This is a genomic window from Amycolatopsis sp. NPDC058278, assembly GCF_042881395.1.
Classification (GTDB): domain Bacteria; phylum Actinomycetota; class Actinomycetes; order Mycobacteriales; family Pseudonocardiaceae; genus Amycolatopsis.
Map to the genome: position 1 here is coordinate 51,646 of NZ_JBHVXZ010000051.1, position 14,512 is coordinate 66,157.

The following is a 14,512-nucleotide window of genomic DNA, read 5'->3' on the forward strand; positions in this document are numbered from 1 at the left end:
TCCCGGAACGGACGAAACCACCGTGAAGAAAACCCTGCCCCTGTTCGCCGCCGCCGTGGTACTGCTGGCCGGCTGCGCTTCGGCGACGGCCACCGGTGCGCCCGGGCAACCGGAGAAGCTCGAACTGCGCTACCAGGGCAACGCGAACGCCGTGACCCTCCCCGAACTCGCCGAGGACCTGGGCTACTTCGGCCCGGTCAAGCTCAAGTGGGTCGGCAACACGATCAGCGGCCCGCAGGACATCCAGTCGGCGGCCACCGACCAGACCGACTTCGGCGGCGCCTTCACCGGCGCGGTCGTCAAGCTCGTCGAAGCCGGCGCGCCGGTCAAGGCGGTCGTCAACTACTACGGCTCCGACGCCTTGGCCTTCATCGGCTTCTACGCCAGAGAGGACAGTCCGATCCGGACCGCCCGCGACCTGATCGGCAAGAAGGTCGGCGTCAACACCGCCGGCGCCAACCTCGAAGCCGCGCTCGACACCTGGCTGAAGGGACAGGGCCTCTCCGACGACGAGATCAAGCAGGTGCAACTCGTCGTCATCCCCCCGGTGAACGCCGAACAGGCACTGCGCAACGGCCAGCTCGACGTCGCCGCGCTCCAGGGCATCCTGCAGGACCACGCCCTGTCCGCCGGCGGCATCCGCCCGCTGTTCACCGACGTCGGCGCGTTCGGGCCCTACAACGGCGGCCCGTACGTGCTGCGCACCGACTTCATCAAGAAGTACCCGGAGACCGCGAAGGTCTTCGTCTCCGCCGTGGCCAAGGCGATCGAGTGGGAACGCACCACCCCGCGCGACGAGGTGATCGCCCGCTTCACGAAGATCATCGAAGCCCGCGGCCGCAACGAAAGCACCGACACCCTGAAGTACTGGAAGAGCGTCGGCATCACCCGCGGCGGCCTCATCTCCGATGCGGACTACACCCGGTGGGAACCGTGGCTGAAGCAGGAGGGCTACCTCAAGCACGACAAGATCGACACCGCGAAGCTCTACACCAACGAGTTCAACCCCTACCGCGACGGCGCCCCGGCGGTGACCAGGTGATCAGCATCCGCTCGGTGACCAAGACCTTCGGCGCGCTGACCGCGCTCGACGACGTCTCCCTCGACATCGCCGACGGCTCGTTCCTGTCCCTGGTCGGCCCCAGCGGCTCGGGCAAGTCGACGCTGCTCGACCTGCTGGGCGGGCTGACCACCCCGACCTCGGGCGAGGTGCTCATCGACGGCGAGCCGGTGCGCGGCCCCGGCCTCGACCGCGGGGTTGTCTTCCAGCAGTACGCCCTGTTCCCGTGGCGGACGGCCCGCGCCAACGTCGAGTTCGGCCTCGAAGGCGGGTCGCTCGGGAAGCGGCAGCGGGCCGACCGGGCCCGTGAATACCTCGCCCTCGTCGGGCTGTCCGGCTTCGAGGACCGCTACCCCCACGAGCTGTCCGGCGGGATGAAACAACGCGTCGCGATCGCCCGCAGCCTCGCCTACGACCCGGCCGTGCTGCTGATGGACGAGCCGTTCGCCGCGCTCGACGCGCAGACCCGCGAGCAGCTGCAGGAGGAGCTGCTGCGGATCTGGCGCCGGACCGGCAAGACGATCGTGTTCATCACCCACGGCATCGACGAAGCCGTCTACCTGGGACAACAGGTCGCGGTGCTGACGTCGCGGCCCGGCCGGCTCAAGGCCGTCGTCGACGTCGACCTCGGCGACCGCACCGGGGACGTGCGCTCCGGCGCGGCGTTCGGGCGGCAGCGCCACCAGCTCTGGGAACTGCTGCACGACGAGGTCCGCAAGGCGGCCGAACACGAACGGAGCGCGGCCCGATGACGACCACCCTCGAAGCACCGGCCGTCCACACCGGACCGGTGGTCGCGCCGCCGAAGCCGCGCCGGTTCCGGAAGACGCTCACCCGGGCGGTGCACGCGTCCGCCGCGGTCGTGCTGTTCGTCGCGCTCTGGGAGCTCGTCCCCCGGTTCGTGCTCGACGAGAGCACCCGGACGTTCCTGCCGCCGCTGTCGGAGGATCTGCAGGCGCTGTGGGACCTCGCCCTCGACGGCGAGCTCGCCGTCCACCTGCTGGCCAGCGTCGGGCGCTCCGCCGCCGGGTTTGCCGTCGCCGTCGCGGTGGCCGTGCCGCTCGGGTTGCTGATCGGCTGGTACCGGCCGGTGGCGCGGTTCCTGCAGCCGTTGCTGGAGCTCGCCCGCAACACCGCCGCGCTGGCGCTGCTGCCGGTGTTCACGCTGCTGCTGGGCATCGGCGAGCTGTCGAAGGTCAGCCGCGGGGTGTACGCCTGCGTGTGGCCGGTGCTGCTCAACACGATCGCCGGGGTCAACACGGTCGACCCGCTGCTGGTCAAGGCGGCCCGCTCGCTCGGGTTGTCGAGCCCGCGGCTGTTCCGCAAGGTGATCCTGCCCTCGGCGGTGCCGACGGTGTTCACCGGCATCCGGATGGCGGCGTCCTATTCGATCCTGGTGCTGGTGGCCGCGGAGATGGTCGGCGCGAAGGCCGGGCTGGGCTACCTGATCAACACGAGCCAGGTGAACTTCCAGATCCAGCAGATGTACGCCGGGATCATCGCGGTCTCGCTGCTCGGCGTGCTCGTCAACGCCGGCTTCGTCGCCCTCGAACGGCGGTTTTCCACCTGGCGTCCCAAGGAGACCTCATGATGCACCTCAACGCGTTCGTGATGCCGAACGGCCACCACGAAGCCGCGTGGCGGCACCCCTCGACCGACCCGCACCGGGCCCGGACGCTGCAGCACTACGCCGACATCGCGCGGACCGCCGAGCGCGGCAAGCTCGACTCGCTCTTCCTCGCCGACGGCGTCGCCCTGTGGGGCAACGTCAAGCACAACTCCCACAGCCACTTCGAACCGCTGACGCTGCTCTCGGCGCTCGCCGCGTCCACGGTCCACATCGGACTGATCGCGACAGCCTCGACGACCTACAACGAGCCCTACCACCTGGCCCGTAAGTTCGCCTCGCTCGACCACCTCTCCGGCGGCCGCGCGGGCTGGAACATCGTCACCTCGGCGGGCATCGACGAGGCCCGCAACTTCAACCTGGCCAAGCGCCCGTCGCACGAGGCTCGGTACGACCGGGCCGAGGAGTTCGTCGAGGTCGTCAAGAAGCTGTGGGACAGCTGGGACGACGAGTCCGCGGTCGTCGACCGGGCGAGCGGCGTCTACGCCGACACCGGCCGGATCCGCGCGATCTCCCACGACGGGCCCCATTTCCAGGTCCGCGGGCCGCTCAACATCGAACGCCCGGTGCAGGGGCACCCGCTGCTCGTGCAGGCCGGTTCGTCGGAGACCGGCAAGGAGTACGCGGCCCGGCACGCCGAGGCCGTGTTCACCGCGCAGCAGACCTACGCCGAAGGCAAGGCGTTCTACGACGACGTCAAGGGCCGGCTCGCGCGGTACGGCCGGACGCCGGACGAGCTCAAGATCCTGCCGGGCATCTCGCCGATCCTCGGCCGCACCGAAGCCGAGGCCCGGGCGCGGGAAGCCGAGCTGAACGCGCTGATCACCCCGGACTACGGGCTGCGGCAGCTGTCGAAGATGCTCGACCACGACGTCACCGGCTACCCGCTGGACGGACCGCTGCCCGACGTCGGCAGCTTCACCGAAGGCGGCCAGAGCCGGTTCGACCTGGTCGTCGGCCTGGCCCGGCGCGAAGACCTCACCATCCGGCAGCTGCTCGAGCGGCTGGCCGGCGGGCGCGGGCACCGCGTCTTCGCCGGCACGCCGGTCCAGGTCGCCGACGAGCTGGAGGCGTGGTTCCTCGGCGGCGCCGCCGACGGCTTCAACGTCATGCCGCCCACCCTGCCCGGCGGGCTCGACGACTTCGTCGACCTCGTCGTCCCGGAACTGCAGCGGCGCGGGCTCTTCCGCACCGAGTACTCCGGCACCACCCTGCGCGAGCACTACGGCCTCGCGCGTCCCGCCAACCGCAACCGAGTGAAGGAGCCCGCATGACCACCATCGGCACCGACGTCCGCAAGCTGACCGGGAGGATCGGCGCCGAGATCGTCGGTTTCGACCCCGCCGGGGACCTCGACAGCACGCAGGTGGCGTTCCTGACCGACGCCCTGCACGAGCACAAGGCGCTGGTCTTCCGGAACGCCCGGCTCGACGACGAGGGCCAGCAGCGCTTCGCCGCGCACTTCGGTGAGCTCACCAAGGCCCACCCGACGGTCCCCGCCGTCGAAGGCGCACCGACGATCCTGCCCGTCGACAGCGAGCGGGGCCGCGCCAACCACTGGCACACCGACGTCACCTTCGTGCTCAGCCCGCCGAAGGCGAGCACGCTGCGCAGCCTGGTGGTGCCGCCGTACGGCGGGGAAACGCTGATCGCGAACGCCGCCGCGGCCTACCGCGACCTGCCGGAACCGCTGCGCGCCTTCGCCGACACGCTGCGGGCGGTGCACACCAACGACTACGACTACGTCCAGCCGCCGGAGACGGTGGACGAGCAGGAGCGGGCGCGGCGGGAGCAGTTCGTCTCGCGCAAGTACCGGACCGTCCACCCGGTGGTGCGGGTGCACCCGGTGACCGGCGAGCGCGGCCTGTTCATCGGCGGGTTCGCCCAGCGGATCGAAGGCCTGTCGGTCAGCGAGTCGAGGGACCTGCTGCGGCTGCTGCAGTCCTACGTCACGCGGCCGGAGAACATCGTGCGCGTGACGTGGGAGCCGGACCAGCTGGTGCTGTTCGACAACCGGATCACCCAGCACTACGCGATCGACAACTACGACGGCCTCCCGCGGCGGCTCAACCGCGTCACGGTGGCCGGGGACGTGCCGGTGGGCATCGACGGGCGGCCGAGCGAGTCGCTCGAAGGTGACGCGTCGCACTACACGCCGGTGGCGTGAACCGGGGCGCGCCGGTGCGGTCCTCGGCACCGGCGCGCCCGACCGGTCACCGCCCGTTCCGCGCCAGGCCCCGGAAGCAGTCCCACGCGCGGCTGACCAGCGCCGGGTGGGTCCGCAGGTCGATCACCGTGCGTGCCAGCGCCGCCGCCGAAGCCAGCATCGCCGCCCGGCCCCGCGGGCTCGCCGCCGCGGCGGCGAACTCCGGCGTGTGGTCCGACTTCTCCTCCGCCGTGATCGCGACGAACGGGTGGATCGCCGGGACGCGGACGCTGACGTCGCCGATGTCCGACGAGCCGAGGAAGACCCCCGGCGCCGGCGGGGTCGCGTGGATCCCGCACGCCGCCAGGTGCTCGGTGAACCGCTCCGACAGCACCGGGTTGTCGCGGAAGTGCGCGTACCCGCGGCCGAGCCGTTCGACGTCGACCTTCGCCCCGGTCGCCAGCGCCGCGCCTTCCGCGCACGTCGTCACGTCCTCGGCGAGGCGGTCCAGCGCGTCGGTCGTCAGGGCGCGGAGGCCGAACCGGCCTTCGGCGCGGTCGGGGACGATGTTCGTCGCCTCGCCACCCTCGGTGATGATCCCCTGGACGTGCGAGCCGGCGGGCAGCCGCTGGCGCAGGGCCGAAACCGCGCCGAACGCCTGGATCAGCGCGGCGAGGGCGTCGATGCCGTGCTCGGGGTCGCCGGTCGGGTGCGCGGCCCGGCCGTGGAAGGTCACCTTCAGCTCCACCTGCGCGGTCAGCGGCGCCCACGACCACGAATGGACACCGGGGTGGACCATCAGGGCCGCGTCGACGTCGTCGAAGACGCCCGCCTCGGCCATCGCGACCTTGCCGCCGCCGCGTTCCTCGGCCGGGGTGCCCACCGCGAGCAGCGAACCCGGAGCGTCGCCCAGGACCTCCTTGGCGGCCAGCGCGGCGCCCAGGCCGGCCGCCGCGATCAGGTTGTGCCCGCACGCGTGCCCGAGGCCGGGCAGGGCGTCGTATTCGAGCAGGAGCGCGACGCAGGGGCGCCCTTCGCCGGCACGCGCGACGAACGCCGTGGGGAGCCCGGCGATCCCGGTTTCCACCGCGAAGCCGTCCGCGGCCAGTTCGCCGGTGAGCCGTTCGGCGGCGGCGTGCTCCTCATAGGACAGTTCCGGCCGTTCGTGCAGCGCCGTGGCGACGGCCCACAGCCGCTCGTCCAGGTGCTCGATCCGCTCGTCCGCCCGCTCGTGCAGCTCCTCGTGCCACTCCATGCCCTCCGGAATACCCCAACCACCGACGGTCATGCCACCGGTGGTGTTTCGCGCGGGGCGCCTCCGGCTACCCGGGCGCCATGGACCACAGCAAGGCACCGGTGCTCGAGGCGCTGCGCGACTACCACAGCGCCGGCTACGTTCCGTTCAACGCGCCCGGCCACAAGCAGGGCCGCGGCATCGACCCGCGGGTGCTGGAGGTCGTCGGCGCCGACGTCTTCAAGTCCGACGTCATCGCGCTCAACGGCCTCGACGACCGGCTGATGCGCCAGGGCGTGCTCGCCCGCGCCCAGGAGCTGATGGCCGACGCGGTCGGCGCCGACCACACGTTCTTCTCGACCTGCGGCAGCTCGCTTTCGGTCAAGAGCGCGATGCTCGCCGTCGCGGGCCCACACGAAAAGCTGCTGGTCCCGCGGCACGTGCACAAGTCGGTGATCTCCGGGCTGATCGTCAGCGGGGTGCGGCCGGTCTGGGTGCGCCCGCACTGGGACGGCGAGCGGCACCTGAGCCACCCGCCGGGCGTGCGGGAGTTCGCGGAGGCCTACGAGAGCGACCCCGAGGTCAAGGGCGCGCTCGTGGTGACCCCGACCGACTACGGCACCTGCGGCGACCTCCGCGCGATCGCCGACTGGTGCCACGAACGGGGGCTCCCGCTGATCGTCGACGAAGCTTGGGGCGCCCACCTGCCGTTCCACGACGGCCTGCCGCCGTGGGGCATGGACGCCGGTGCCGACGTGTGCGTCACGAGCGTGCACAAGATGGGCGCCGCGGTCGAGCAGAGCTCGGTCTTCCACCTGCAGGGCGACCGCGTCGACCCGGACGTGCTGAAGTCCCGGGAGGACCTGCTCGGCACGACGAGCGCGAGCTCGCTGGTCTACGCGGCGCTCGACGGCTGGCGGCGGCAGATGGCCGAACAGGGCAAGGAACTGCTCGACGGCGCGCTGACGCTCGTCGGGTCGGTGCGCGGCCGGCTGGCCGAGCTGGGCGTGCCGGTGATGCACGACGAATTCCTCGGCCCGGACCTCGCCGACTCGGTCGACCCCCTCAAGGTCGTGCTCGACCTCGACCCGCTGGGCATCAGCGGGTACCAGGCGGCCGACTGGCTGCGCGAGCACCGGCGGGTCACCGTGGGACTGTCCGACCACCGCCGGATCGTGGCCCAGTTCAACCACTCCGACGACGAAGCGACCGCGGGCACCCTGATCAACGCCATCGACGCGCTGGTGAAGGTCGCGCCTTCGTTCGAGAAGCCGCCGAGGGTGGATCTGCCGTCACCGCGGGAGATGGAACTGGAGACGGCGATGTTGCCGCGCGACGCGTTCTTCGGCCCGGCCGAACAGGTGCCCGTGGCGGAGGCGGTGGGCCGGATCGCGGCCGAGATGATCACGCCGTACCCGCCCGGGGCGCCCGGTGTGCTGCCCGGAGAGGTGATCACCCGTCCGATGCTCGACTACCTGCGCAGCGGCCTCGGCGCGGGCATGGAGCTGCCCGACCCGGCCGATTCCGAGCTGAAGTCCGTTCGTGTGGTGGCCAAGGACGCCACCCGGACGCGGTGAATGACTCGTTCCTGGCGTCCGTCGCCAGGAACGAGTCATCACCGCAGGTCCGGGCCCGGCAGTCAGGCTTTGGCGCTCTTGAGGTCCAGGGGGTTCTTCGGCGCCTTCGAGCGCGCGTCGATCATCCGCTGCCCCAGCTCCTGCAGCTGCTTGCGGCCCATCGCCGAGCGGACCTCGGGGAACCACTCGTCCTCTTCCTCTTCGACGTGGTGGCGGACGTTCTCGGTGAGCACCGTGACCTTCGCGTCGAAGGTCTCCTCCTTCGGGTCCATGCCGAGCAGTTCCGACAGCATCCACACCACGACGTGGTGTTCCTCCACGCTCTCCAGGACGTGGTCCTTCGTCTCCGGCACGGCTTCCCGCGCCGCCGGGTAGAAGATCTCTTCCTCGATGTAGGCGTGGACGGTCAGCTCTTCGATGATCGAGTCGGCGATCCGCCGCTTCTCGTCGTACGCGTCCTCCCCCGCCTTTTCGAATTGCTTGAAGAGCTTCTCCACGGTCTTGTGGTCGTTCTTGAGCAGCACGATCGCATCGGTCGACATGACCGGGCGAATACCCGCTCACCGCGCCGGAAAACGCTGTTTGCCCGAATCACCGCACGGGTATCCATCCGGTTCCCGACCCCCCAGGAGAACACCGGTGAACCAACCGACGGGCGATGTGCTGACGTTCGGCATCGAAGAGGAGTTCTTCGTCGTCGACCGCCGCGGGCAGCTGTCCCACGCCGGCGACGACGTCGTCGACGCCGCGGAAGCCGCGGGCGACGACCAGGGCGAGCTGCAGCACGAGCTCACCCGGTCCCAGGCCGAGGCGGCCACCGATGTCTGCCGGACCCACACCGAAGCCCTGCGCCAGCTGCGCGGGCTGCGCGAAGACCTCGCCGGGGCCGCCCGGCGGCGCGGGTACCGCGTGCTGCCCGCCGCGTCCCCGCTGCTGTTCGAAGCGGACCCGCCGGTCATCACGCCGAACCCGCGCTACGAGCGGATGGCCGAGCACTTCGGCGCCACCGCGCGGACGTCGCTCACCTGCGGCTGCCACGTGCACGTCGCGATCCCGGACAAGGAAAGCGGCGTCCAGGTGCTGAACCGGATCCGCCCGTGGCTGCCCGCCCTGCTCACGGTGACCGCGAACTCGGCGATCTCCGACGGCTACGACACGGGCTACTGCAGCTGGCGCTACCAGCAGTGGAGCCGGTGGCCGTCGGCGGGACCACCGCCGCGGTTCGCGTCGCTGGACGAGTACGAAAGCATCGTCGACGGCTGGCTGCGCGCGGGCTCGATCCTCGACCGCGGGATGATCTACTGGGACGTGCGGCTGTCGGACAAGCAGCCGACGCTGGAGTTCCGCATCGCGGACGTCGCCGCGGTGCCGGAAGACGCGGTGCTGCTGGGCGTACTGGCGCGCGGCTTGGTGGCCACCGCGCTGGCCGAGGACGCGCCCGCGCCGCACCTGTCGAACGAGGTGCTCCGGGCCCAGCTCTGGCGCGCGTCGCGAGAGGGCGTCACCGGCTGCTGCCCGCACCCGAAGAGCGGCGACTTGGAGCCGTCGAAGGCGGTGCTCGACGACCTCGTGGACCTCGTGGCTCCCGCCCTCGAAGCGGCTGGGGACCTCGACTTCGCCCGCGAAGGAACGGCCCGCCTGGCTGCCGAAGGCGGCGGCGCCGACCGGCAGCGACGCCGGTTCGCGGAGCGGCAGCGGGCGGAGGACGTCGTCGACCTGCTCACGGGCGGCTAGCCGAGCAATGCGTAAGTCGCGGCGGTAGCCGAAGACGGACGAAGGGTGTTCAAGATCGGTTTGCGACGACCGGCTTGAACACCCTTCTCACCACACTCTGCGTCGAGATCGACCACCATCTGGTCGCCCGGCGGAGGGTGGGCAGACCACCGAAGCTCACCGACGCCGAGCTGGTCACCCTGGCCCGCCGCCATTTGGCACACCCGCGCCACCGGCAACCATCACCCAATCCCTGACCGCCTACGAGCACTGACCGAGTTACGCATTACTCGTCCAGCCGTAGCTCCGCCGACACGTGATGGCCCGCGTCCGATGCCGGCTTCTCCCGCTCCCTCCGGCGCACAAGTTCACTCGGATGGTGGGCAACCGCCTCCGGGGTGCGCCGCGTAAATGTTCAGTCACATCTCGCGTTCGCGAGGCGCACGGAACAGATGCGAGGGGAAGCGCACACGTGGGTCGCTGGATCACCAAGAACGGGAACAAGATCTACATCGAGGACGGCAAGGGCGGCGCGGGTCCCTTGGTGGCGGTCGCTGCCGCGGTCGTCCTTGCCGGCGGTGGCGTCGCCGGGGCGAGTGCGGGCGGCCTGTTCGCGGGCGGTGGTGGCGTCGGCGCGGGAGCGGCCTCCGAGGCTTTCGCCGGCAACGCCGCCGGTGACGTCGTCGACTCGCTGCCGGGGCGATCGATCAAGACGCGCCGGGCCGAAGGCCGCGAGTCGGCGAAGAAGGGCAAGCCGGCCGAGGCGTGGAGCAGGCTGAAGGTCAAGCAGCTACGGCGGGAAGTCCACGACCTCGAGCACGCGGCCGAGTGCGTCGCGGCCGCCACGGGCAAAGTGCGGGACTTCCTGGTGAAGACACCGTGTTCGTCCCTGCACCGGATGCTGCTGGCGGTCGGTGACGGGCATCGCAACGCCGCGGTCATTTCGGTGGTGCGCGTCGGATTCCGCAGCAAGAAGCAGGCCGCCGCGTTCGAGAAGGTCGAGCGGGTGCAGGGCAGCGGCGACGTGCGGCCGCTGGAAGCCGCAGTGGTGCTCGGGGTGGCCGGGGTGAAGATGACCGGCCTGCACTACGCCTCCCGCCCGGAGGGCTACGGGATGGTCGTGGCCGAAGCCGACAACGCCACCGGTCACTTCGATGGCGAGACACTCGACGCGCTGGCCGAGGTCGCCTCCTGGATGTCGATCAAGAAGTGACGCTCCTCCGGACTACCCCTGGTCCGGAAGACGGTCGAGCAGCTCGAGCGCCCGCACCGCGGCGCGGGACTCCCCGGCGTCGATGACCAGGTGGATCCCGGCGGCTTCGGCGTGCCGGCGGGCCCGCATCAGGACGCGCATCCCCGCGGCGCCCAGGAACCAGACCTTCCCGAGGTCGACGCGCAGGACACCGGGGCGGGCCCGGAGGTGCTCGTCCAGCACCGCAGCGAGCCGGGTGACCGTGCAGAGGTCGACTTCGCCGGTGACCTCCACGACGACCGCCTCGGGGCTCTTCCACCTGATCCGGCTCTCCAGGTCGCCTTCGGACGGCGCTCGAGGCGACGGAAGCCGGTGCGTCGGCGGGAGGTCGAGCCCCGCCACGCGCAACCGTTCGTGCATCGTCATGGGGGCGAAGTACCCCCGGCGAGCGCCTGGCGAAACAAGCCGGGCGACCCGGCGCATTTCCGCCACCGGAACGGGTAACCCCAGCCGGTCCGGAAGGAGCCCGCCCATGTCCGACGGCCCGCCCACGATGGGTGTCGAAGAGGAGTTCCTCCTCGTGAACCCCCGCACCGGACACGCTTCGCCGTGCGCCGAACCGGTGCTCGCCCGGTACCGCCACCACGGGCCGCTGCCCGACGGCGTCCGGATGCACCGGGAACTGCGGCTCACCCAGCTCGAAGCCGCCAGCGGCGTCTGCACCGGCGCGGACGAACTGCGCGGGCAGCTGACCGCCGCGCGCCGCGTGCTCGCCGGCGCCGCGGCGGCCGAAGACTGCGCGCTCCTGGCCACCGGGACGCCCGTCGGACCCGGACCGGCCGCGCCGCCGCCGGCGAGCACCGGCCGGTACGCCGAGATCGACGCCACCTACGGCGCGGTCGTCGCCGACTACGAGGCCTGCGGGTGCCACGTCCACGTCGGGGTGCCCGATCCCGACACCGCGGTCGCCGTCGTCAACCACCTCGGCCGGTGGCTGCCCACCCTGCTCGCCCTTTCGGGTAATTCGCCGTTCGACCACGGGCGCGACACCGGTTACGACAGCTGGCGGATGGTGCTGCAGTCGCGCTTCCCCGGCTCCGGCATCGCCCCGCACCTGCGCGGGCACGCCGAGTACCGGCGGGCCGTCGAGACGCTGGTCGACTGCGGTGCGCTCGTCGACCCGGACCAGACGTTCTGGCTGGCCCGCCCGTCGGGCCGGTTCCCGACGGTCGAGTTCCGGGTCGCCGACACCGCGCTGACCGTCGACCACGCCGTGCTGCAGGCCCTGCTGAGCCGGGCGCTGGTGCAGCGAGCCCTGTCCGATCTCGCCGGCGGGCGGGAAGCCGCGCCGCTGTCCCCGCAGGTGGCGGCGGCGGCCGTGTGGGCCGCGGCGCGACACGGCCTCTCCGGGCAGCTCGTGGACGCCGCCGAGGAGACCCGGCGTCCGGCATGGACGCTCGTCGACGAGCTCTTGGCGCACGTGCGGGCACCCCTCGAAGAAAGCGGTGACCTGGCCGAGGTGCGGAAGCTCGTCGACGCCGTGCGCGACGGCGGTACCGGCGCCGCGCAGCAGCGCGCGGTCGCCGACGACGGGACAGCGGCCGCGGTGCGGTGGCTCACCGCCGCGACCGTGCCCGCGACGCATGGAACGCTGCTCACCGGGTAGCCGGGATCATGACGACTTCCACCTCTGCCGGCGCGGTCACCCTGCCCACCGCCCGCGGTCCGCTGTCGGAGTCGGTGCTGGGGATCCTCCTGCGCGAACACCCGCGGGCGGACCTGGACTTCGACGGCCTCGCGGACGCCGACCCGCTCGGCGACGACCTCCAGCTGGCGCTGCACCTGTGCTACGAACTGCACTACCAGGGCCTGCCCGGGGTGTCACCCGACTGGGAGTGGGACCCGGAACTGCTGCGCCTGCGCGGTGCGCTCGAGGCGCGGTTCCTCGCCGCGCTGCGCGACAACGTGCCCGGCGGCGACGACGTCGCGGCCGGGCTCGACGCCCTGCTGGTCGAGCCGATCGACGTCGAAGGTGTTTCGCACTACCTGCGCGACCACGGCGACTGGACGCAGATGCGCGAGTACTTCACGCACCGCTCGATCTACCACCACAAGGAAGCCGACCCGCACGCGTGGGTGATCCCCCGGCTGCGCGGCCGCGCCAAGGCCGCGTTGGTGGCGGTGGAGTTCGACGAGTTCGGCGGCGGCCGCGCGGAGCTGATGCACGCGCGCCTCTACGCCGACCTGCTGCGCGCGGCCGGCCTGCCCGACGGCTACCTCGAGCTCATCGACCAGGTCCCCGGCGCGATGCTGGCGGTGGTCAACATGATGTCGCTGTTCGGCCTGCACCGGTCGTTGCGGGGCGCGCTGTGCGGGCACTTCGCCGCGGCGGAGATCACGACAGCCCCGTCCGCGCAGCGGATGGACCAGGCGTTGCGGCGCCTGGACGCGCCGGAGGCGTGCCGGTTCTTCTACACCGAGCACATCGAAGCGGACGCGGTCCACGAGCAGGTCATGCGCCACGACGTGCTCGGCGACCTGCTGGAGCAGGAGCCCGAGCTGGCCGCCGACGTCGTGTTCGGCATCCAGGCGACCGAGTTCCTCGAGGGCCGCTTCGGCGAGCAGGTGCTGAGCCGCTGGAAGGCCGGGAAGTCCTCACTGCGCCCCTGACCCGGCGAGGGCCTCCCGGATCGCACCGGGAGGCCCTCGTCGTCAGTCGTCGTCGGTCCGGGTCCGGACGCGTTTGCGGTGACTGGTGTCGCAGAACGGGAACCGCTTGCTGCGGCGGCACGCGCACACCGCGACCAGGAACCGGTCGGACCGCACGAGCTCGCCCTCGGGGGTGCTCAGCTCGACCGGGCCCTCCACCAGCACCGGGCCGCCCGGGACGACGGTCACCCGGCGGGGATCCCGCTCAGCGGTCGGCACGCAGCACCACCAGCTCTTCCATCCGCTGGCCCGGCTCGATCAGCCCGGCCGCCTCGAGGAACTCCGTCCGCCCGGACAGGACCGGGCCGAACGGGATCCGGGCGCGCCGCACCACCGACGCCCGCAATCCCCCCGCGGCCAGCATCTCCCGCGATTTATCCACATCGGACAGTGTCGAGTGGACGAGCAGCATGGTCCCGCCCGGGCGCAGCAGCGTGCCCGCGGCGGCGCACAGCGGGTCCAGCAGCGCGCGGCCGTCCGGGCCGGCGTCCCAGCCCCGGGTGGACCGGACCGCCGGCGCCGGGGACGGCACGTACGGCGGGTTGGCGACGACGACGTCGAACGGGCCCTCGCGCAGTGCTCTGGCGAGGCCTCCCCGGCACGGGCGCACGGCGAGCTGCCGGACCAGTGCGTTGAGCCGCGCCGAGGCCAGCGCCCGGCGCGAAAGGTCCACCGCCAGCACGGTTCCCGCACCGCGGCGGGCCAGCGTGATCGCCTGCGCGCCGGTGCCGGTGCACAGGTCGAGGGCGCGCGCGCCGGCCGGGATCGCCAGTTCGGCGATCGCCGACGCGAGCAAGGCGGTGTCTTCCTGCGGGCGGTAGACGCCGGGCAGCCGCAGCATCCGCGGGGCGGGCGGCACGGGCTGGTGGACGACGGACCGGGCGGCCAAGGGGCCCGGGCGGACGGGTTCCGCCGACGTGGTCATCTGGGTCTCCTTCACTCGCCGCGGTCCCGGCGCGATCGCCGGCGGACAACCGCGTCGCTCCCGGGCTTACCCGGCGATCATCGCGGCAAACGCCGGTGGTTGAGCGGGGCGTGCCCGGGTATCCGGTACGGAAAAGATCGTGAAGGAGGTACGAGATGACGTCGGAAGAGCGCACGCAGCACCCGACCCAGCCCGCCGAGGGCGCCCGCGGTGACGACCCGCACGGCGACACGCCGGAGGCCCAGCGCGAGACCCTCCGCGGCGAGCAGGGCACGTCGGGCGGCGACGAGCACGACGACAGCGATCCGCAGTCGGGCTGAGCCGGAACC

Annotated in this window: 16 protein-coding genes; 11 read left to right on the forward strand and 5 right to left on the reverse strand. The window is 71.9% G+C overall.

Going from position 1 to position 14,512, the window contains the following annotated elements; genetic code table 11:
- Window positions 1-22: 22 nt before the first annotated feature.
- The 5 genes from ACFVYA_RS25775 to ACFVYA_RS25795 are packed head-to-tail and all read left to right on the forward strand — an operon-like array spanning window position 23 to window position 4,854.
- Window positions 23-1,042, forward strand: a complete 1,020-nt coding sequence (locus tag ACFVYA_RS25775; protein WP_387048532.1) for an ABC transporter substrate-binding protein — start codon at window positions 23-25, stop codon at window positions 1,040-1,042.
- Window positions 1,039-1,812, forward strand: a complete 774-nt coding sequence (locus ACFVYA_RS25780; protein ID WP_387048533.1) for an ABC transporter ATP-binding protein — start codon at window positions 1,039-1,041, stop codon at window positions 1,810-1,812. The genes ACFVYA_RS25775 and ACFVYA_RS25780 overlap by 4 nt, the downstream gene beginning before the upstream one ends.
- Window positions 1,809-2,651: an ABC transporter permease gene (locus ACFVYA_RS25785; protein WP_387048535.1), complete on the forward strand. Its 843-nt coding sequence runs from the start codon at window positions 1,809-1,811 to the stop codon at window positions 2,649-2,651. The genes ACFVYA_RS25780 and ACFVYA_RS25785 overlap by 4 nt, the downstream gene beginning before the upstream one ends.
- Window positions 2,648-3,961, forward strand: coding sequence for an LLM class flavin-dependent oxidoreductase (locus ACFVYA_RS25790; RefSeq protein ID WP_387048537.1), 1,314 nt, complete (start codon window positions 2,648-2,650; stop codon window positions 3,959-3,961). The genes ACFVYA_RS25785 and ACFVYA_RS25790 overlap by 4 nt, the downstream gene beginning before the upstream one ends.
- Complete coding sequence (locus tag ACFVYA_RS25795) at window positions 3,958-4,854, forward strand: TauD/TfdA dioxygenase family protein (RefSeq protein ID WP_387048538.1); 897 nt, start codon at window positions 3,958-3,960, stop codon at window positions 4,852-4,854. The genes ACFVYA_RS25790 and ACFVYA_RS25795 overlap by 4 nt, the downstream gene beginning before the upstream one ends.
- Window positions 4,855-4,900: 46 nt before the next feature.
- Here the strand turns inward: ACFVYA_RS25795 and ACFVYA_RS25800 are convergent, their stop codons facing one another.
- The gene (locus ACFVYA_RS25800; RefSeq protein WP_387048539.1) at window positions 4,901-6,121 is read right to left on the reverse strand and encodes an amidohydrolase; all 1,221 of its coding nucleotides are present in this window, start codon (window positions 6,119-6,121) and stop codon (window positions 4,901-4,903) included.
- A 47-nt stretch (window positions 6,122-6,168) separates the two neighbouring features.
- Here ACFVYA_RS25800 and ACFVYA_RS25805 point away from each other — a divergent pair, with 47 nt between their 5' ends.
- Window positions 6,169-7,644 (forward strand): aminotransferase class I/II-fold pyridoxal phosphate-dependent enzyme, encoded by a 1,476-nt coding sequence (locus ACFVYA_RS25805; RefSeq protein WP_387048541.1) that lies wholly within the window; start codon window positions 6,169-6,171, stop codon window positions 7,642-7,644.
- Window positions 7,645-7,706: 62 nt separating this feature from the next.
- Here the strand turns inward: ACFVYA_RS25805 and ACFVYA_RS25810 are convergent, their stop codons facing one another.
- On the reverse strand, window positions 7,707-8,186 hold the full coding sequence (locus tag ACFVYA_RS25810) for a hemerythrin domain-containing protein (RefSeq protein ID WP_285991375.1): 480 nt from the start codon (window positions 8,184-8,186) through the stop codon (window positions 7,707-7,709).
- A gap of 97 nt (window positions 8,187-8,283) precedes the next feature.
- Between ACFVYA_RS25810 and ACFVYA_RS25815 the strand changes: the two genes are divergently transcribed.
- Both ACFVYA_RS25815 and ACFVYA_RS25820 read left to right on the forward strand, forming a co-directional pair.
- A complete protein-coding gene (locus tag ACFVYA_RS25815) occupies window positions 8,284-9,378 on the forward strand; it encodes a glutamate--cysteine ligase (protein ID WP_387048544.1) in 1,095 nt (364 codons plus the stop codon).
- Window positions 9,379-9,829: 451 nt separating this feature from the next.
- Window positions 9,830-10,570: a hypothetical protein gene (locus ACFVYA_RS25820; RefSeq protein WP_387048545.1), complete on the forward strand. Its 741-nt coding sequence runs from the start codon at window positions 9,830-9,832 to the stop codon at window positions 10,568-10,570.
- A gap of 12 nt (window positions 10,571-10,582) precedes the next feature.
- Here the strand turns inward: ACFVYA_RS25820 and ACFVYA_RS25825 are convergent, their stop codons facing one another.
- Entirely contained in the window at window positions 10,583-10,975 is a 393-nt protein-coding gene (locus ACFVYA_RS25825) for an STAS domain-containing protein (RefSeq protein ID WP_387048546.1), read from the reverse strand.
- Between the two features lie 106 nt (window positions 10,976-11,081).
- Here ACFVYA_RS25825 and ACFVYA_RS25830 point away from each other — a divergent pair, with 106 nt between their 5' ends.
- Both ACFVYA_RS25830 and ACFVYA_RS25835 read left to right on the forward strand, forming a co-directional pair.
- Complete coding sequence (locus ACFVYA_RS25830; RefSeq protein ID WP_387048548.1) at window positions 11,082-12,215, forward strand: glutamate--cysteine ligase; 1,134 nt, start codon at window positions 11,082-11,084, stop codon at window positions 12,213-12,215.
- An 8-nt stretch (window positions 12,216-12,223) separates the two neighbouring features.
- Window positions 12,224-13,219, forward strand: a complete 996-nt coding sequence (locus tag ACFVYA_RS25835) for an iron-containing redox enzyme family protein (RefSeq protein ID WP_285991370.1) — start codon at window positions 12,224-12,226, stop codon at window positions 13,217-13,219.
- Between the two features lie 42 nt (window positions 13,220-13,261).
- Here the strand turns inward: ACFVYA_RS25835 and ACFVYA_RS25840 are convergent, their stop codons facing one another.
- Entirely contained in the window at window positions 13,262-13,477 is a 216-nt protein-coding gene (locus ACFVYA_RS25840) for a CDGSH iron-sulfur domain-containing protein (protein ID WP_387048549.1), read from the reverse strand.
- Window positions 13,464-14,183 (reverse strand): methyltransferase, encoded by a 720-nt coding sequence (locus tag ACFVYA_RS25845; RefSeq protein WP_387048551.1) that lies wholly within the window; start codon window positions 14,181-14,183, stop codon window positions 13,464-13,466. Before ACFVYA_RS25845 ends, ACFVYA_RS25840 begins: the two co-directional genes overlap by 14 nt.
- A gap of 155 nt (window positions 14,184-14,338) precedes the next feature.
- Between ACFVYA_RS25845 and ACFVYA_RS25850 the strand changes: the two genes are divergently transcribed.
- Window positions 14,339-14,503: a hypothetical protein gene (locus ACFVYA_RS25850; RefSeq protein WP_387048553.1), complete on the forward strand. Its 165-nt coding sequence runs from the start codon at window positions 14,339-14,341 to the stop codon at window positions 14,501-14,503.
- The last annotated feature ends 9 nt before the right edge of the window (window positions 14,504-14,512 follow it).

Excerpts from the sequence above, each read along its gene's own strand:
- ACFVYA_RS25795 (WP_387048538.1), top strand. The coding sequence starts at position 3,958 with ATGACCACCATCGGCACCGACGTCCGCAAGCTGACCGGGAGGATCGGC.
- ACFVYA_RS25805 (WP_387048541.1), top strand. The coding sequence starts at position 6,169 with ATGGACCACAGCAAGGCACCGGTGCTCGAGGCGCTGCGCGACTACCAC.
- ACFVYA_RS25845 (WP_387048551.1), bottom strand. The coding sequence starts at position 14,183 with ATGACCACGTCGGCGGAACCCGTCCGCCCGGGCCCCTTGGCCGCCCGG.
- ACFVYA_RS25830 (WP_387048548.1), top strand. The coding sequence starts at position 11,082 with ATGTCCGACGGCCCGCCCACGATGGGTGTCGAAGAGGAGTTCCTCCTC.
- ACFVYA_RS25785 (WP_387048535.1), top strand. The coding sequence starts at position 1,809 with ATGACGACCACCCTCGAAGCACCGGCCGTCCACACCGGACCGGTGGTC.
- ACFVYA_RS25850 (WP_387048553.1), top strand. The coding sequence starts at position 14,339 with ATGACGTCGGAAGAGCGCACGCAGCACCCGACCCAGCCCGCCGAGGGC.
- ACFVYA_RS25800 (WP_387048539.1), bottom strand. The coding sequence starts at position 6,121 with ATGACCGTCGGTGGTTGGGGTATTCCGGAGGGCATGGAGTGGCACGAG.
- ACFVYA_RS25825 (WP_387048546.1), bottom strand. The coding sequence starts at position 10,975 with ATGACGATGCACGAACGGTTGCGCGTGGCGGGGCTCGACCTCCCGCCG.
- ACFVYA_RS25835 (WP_285991370.1), top strand. The coding sequence starts at position 12,224 with ATGACGACTTCCACCTCTGCCGGCGCGGTCACCCTGCCCACCGCCCGC.
- ACFVYA_RS25810 (WP_285991375.1), bottom strand. The coding sequence starts at position 8,186 with ATGTCGACCGATGCGATCGTGCTGCTCAAGAACGACCACAAGACCGTG.
- ACFVYA_RS25790 (WP_387048537.1), top strand. The coding sequence starts at position 2,648 with ATGATGCACCTCAACGCGTTCGTGATGCCGAACGGCCACCACGAAGCC.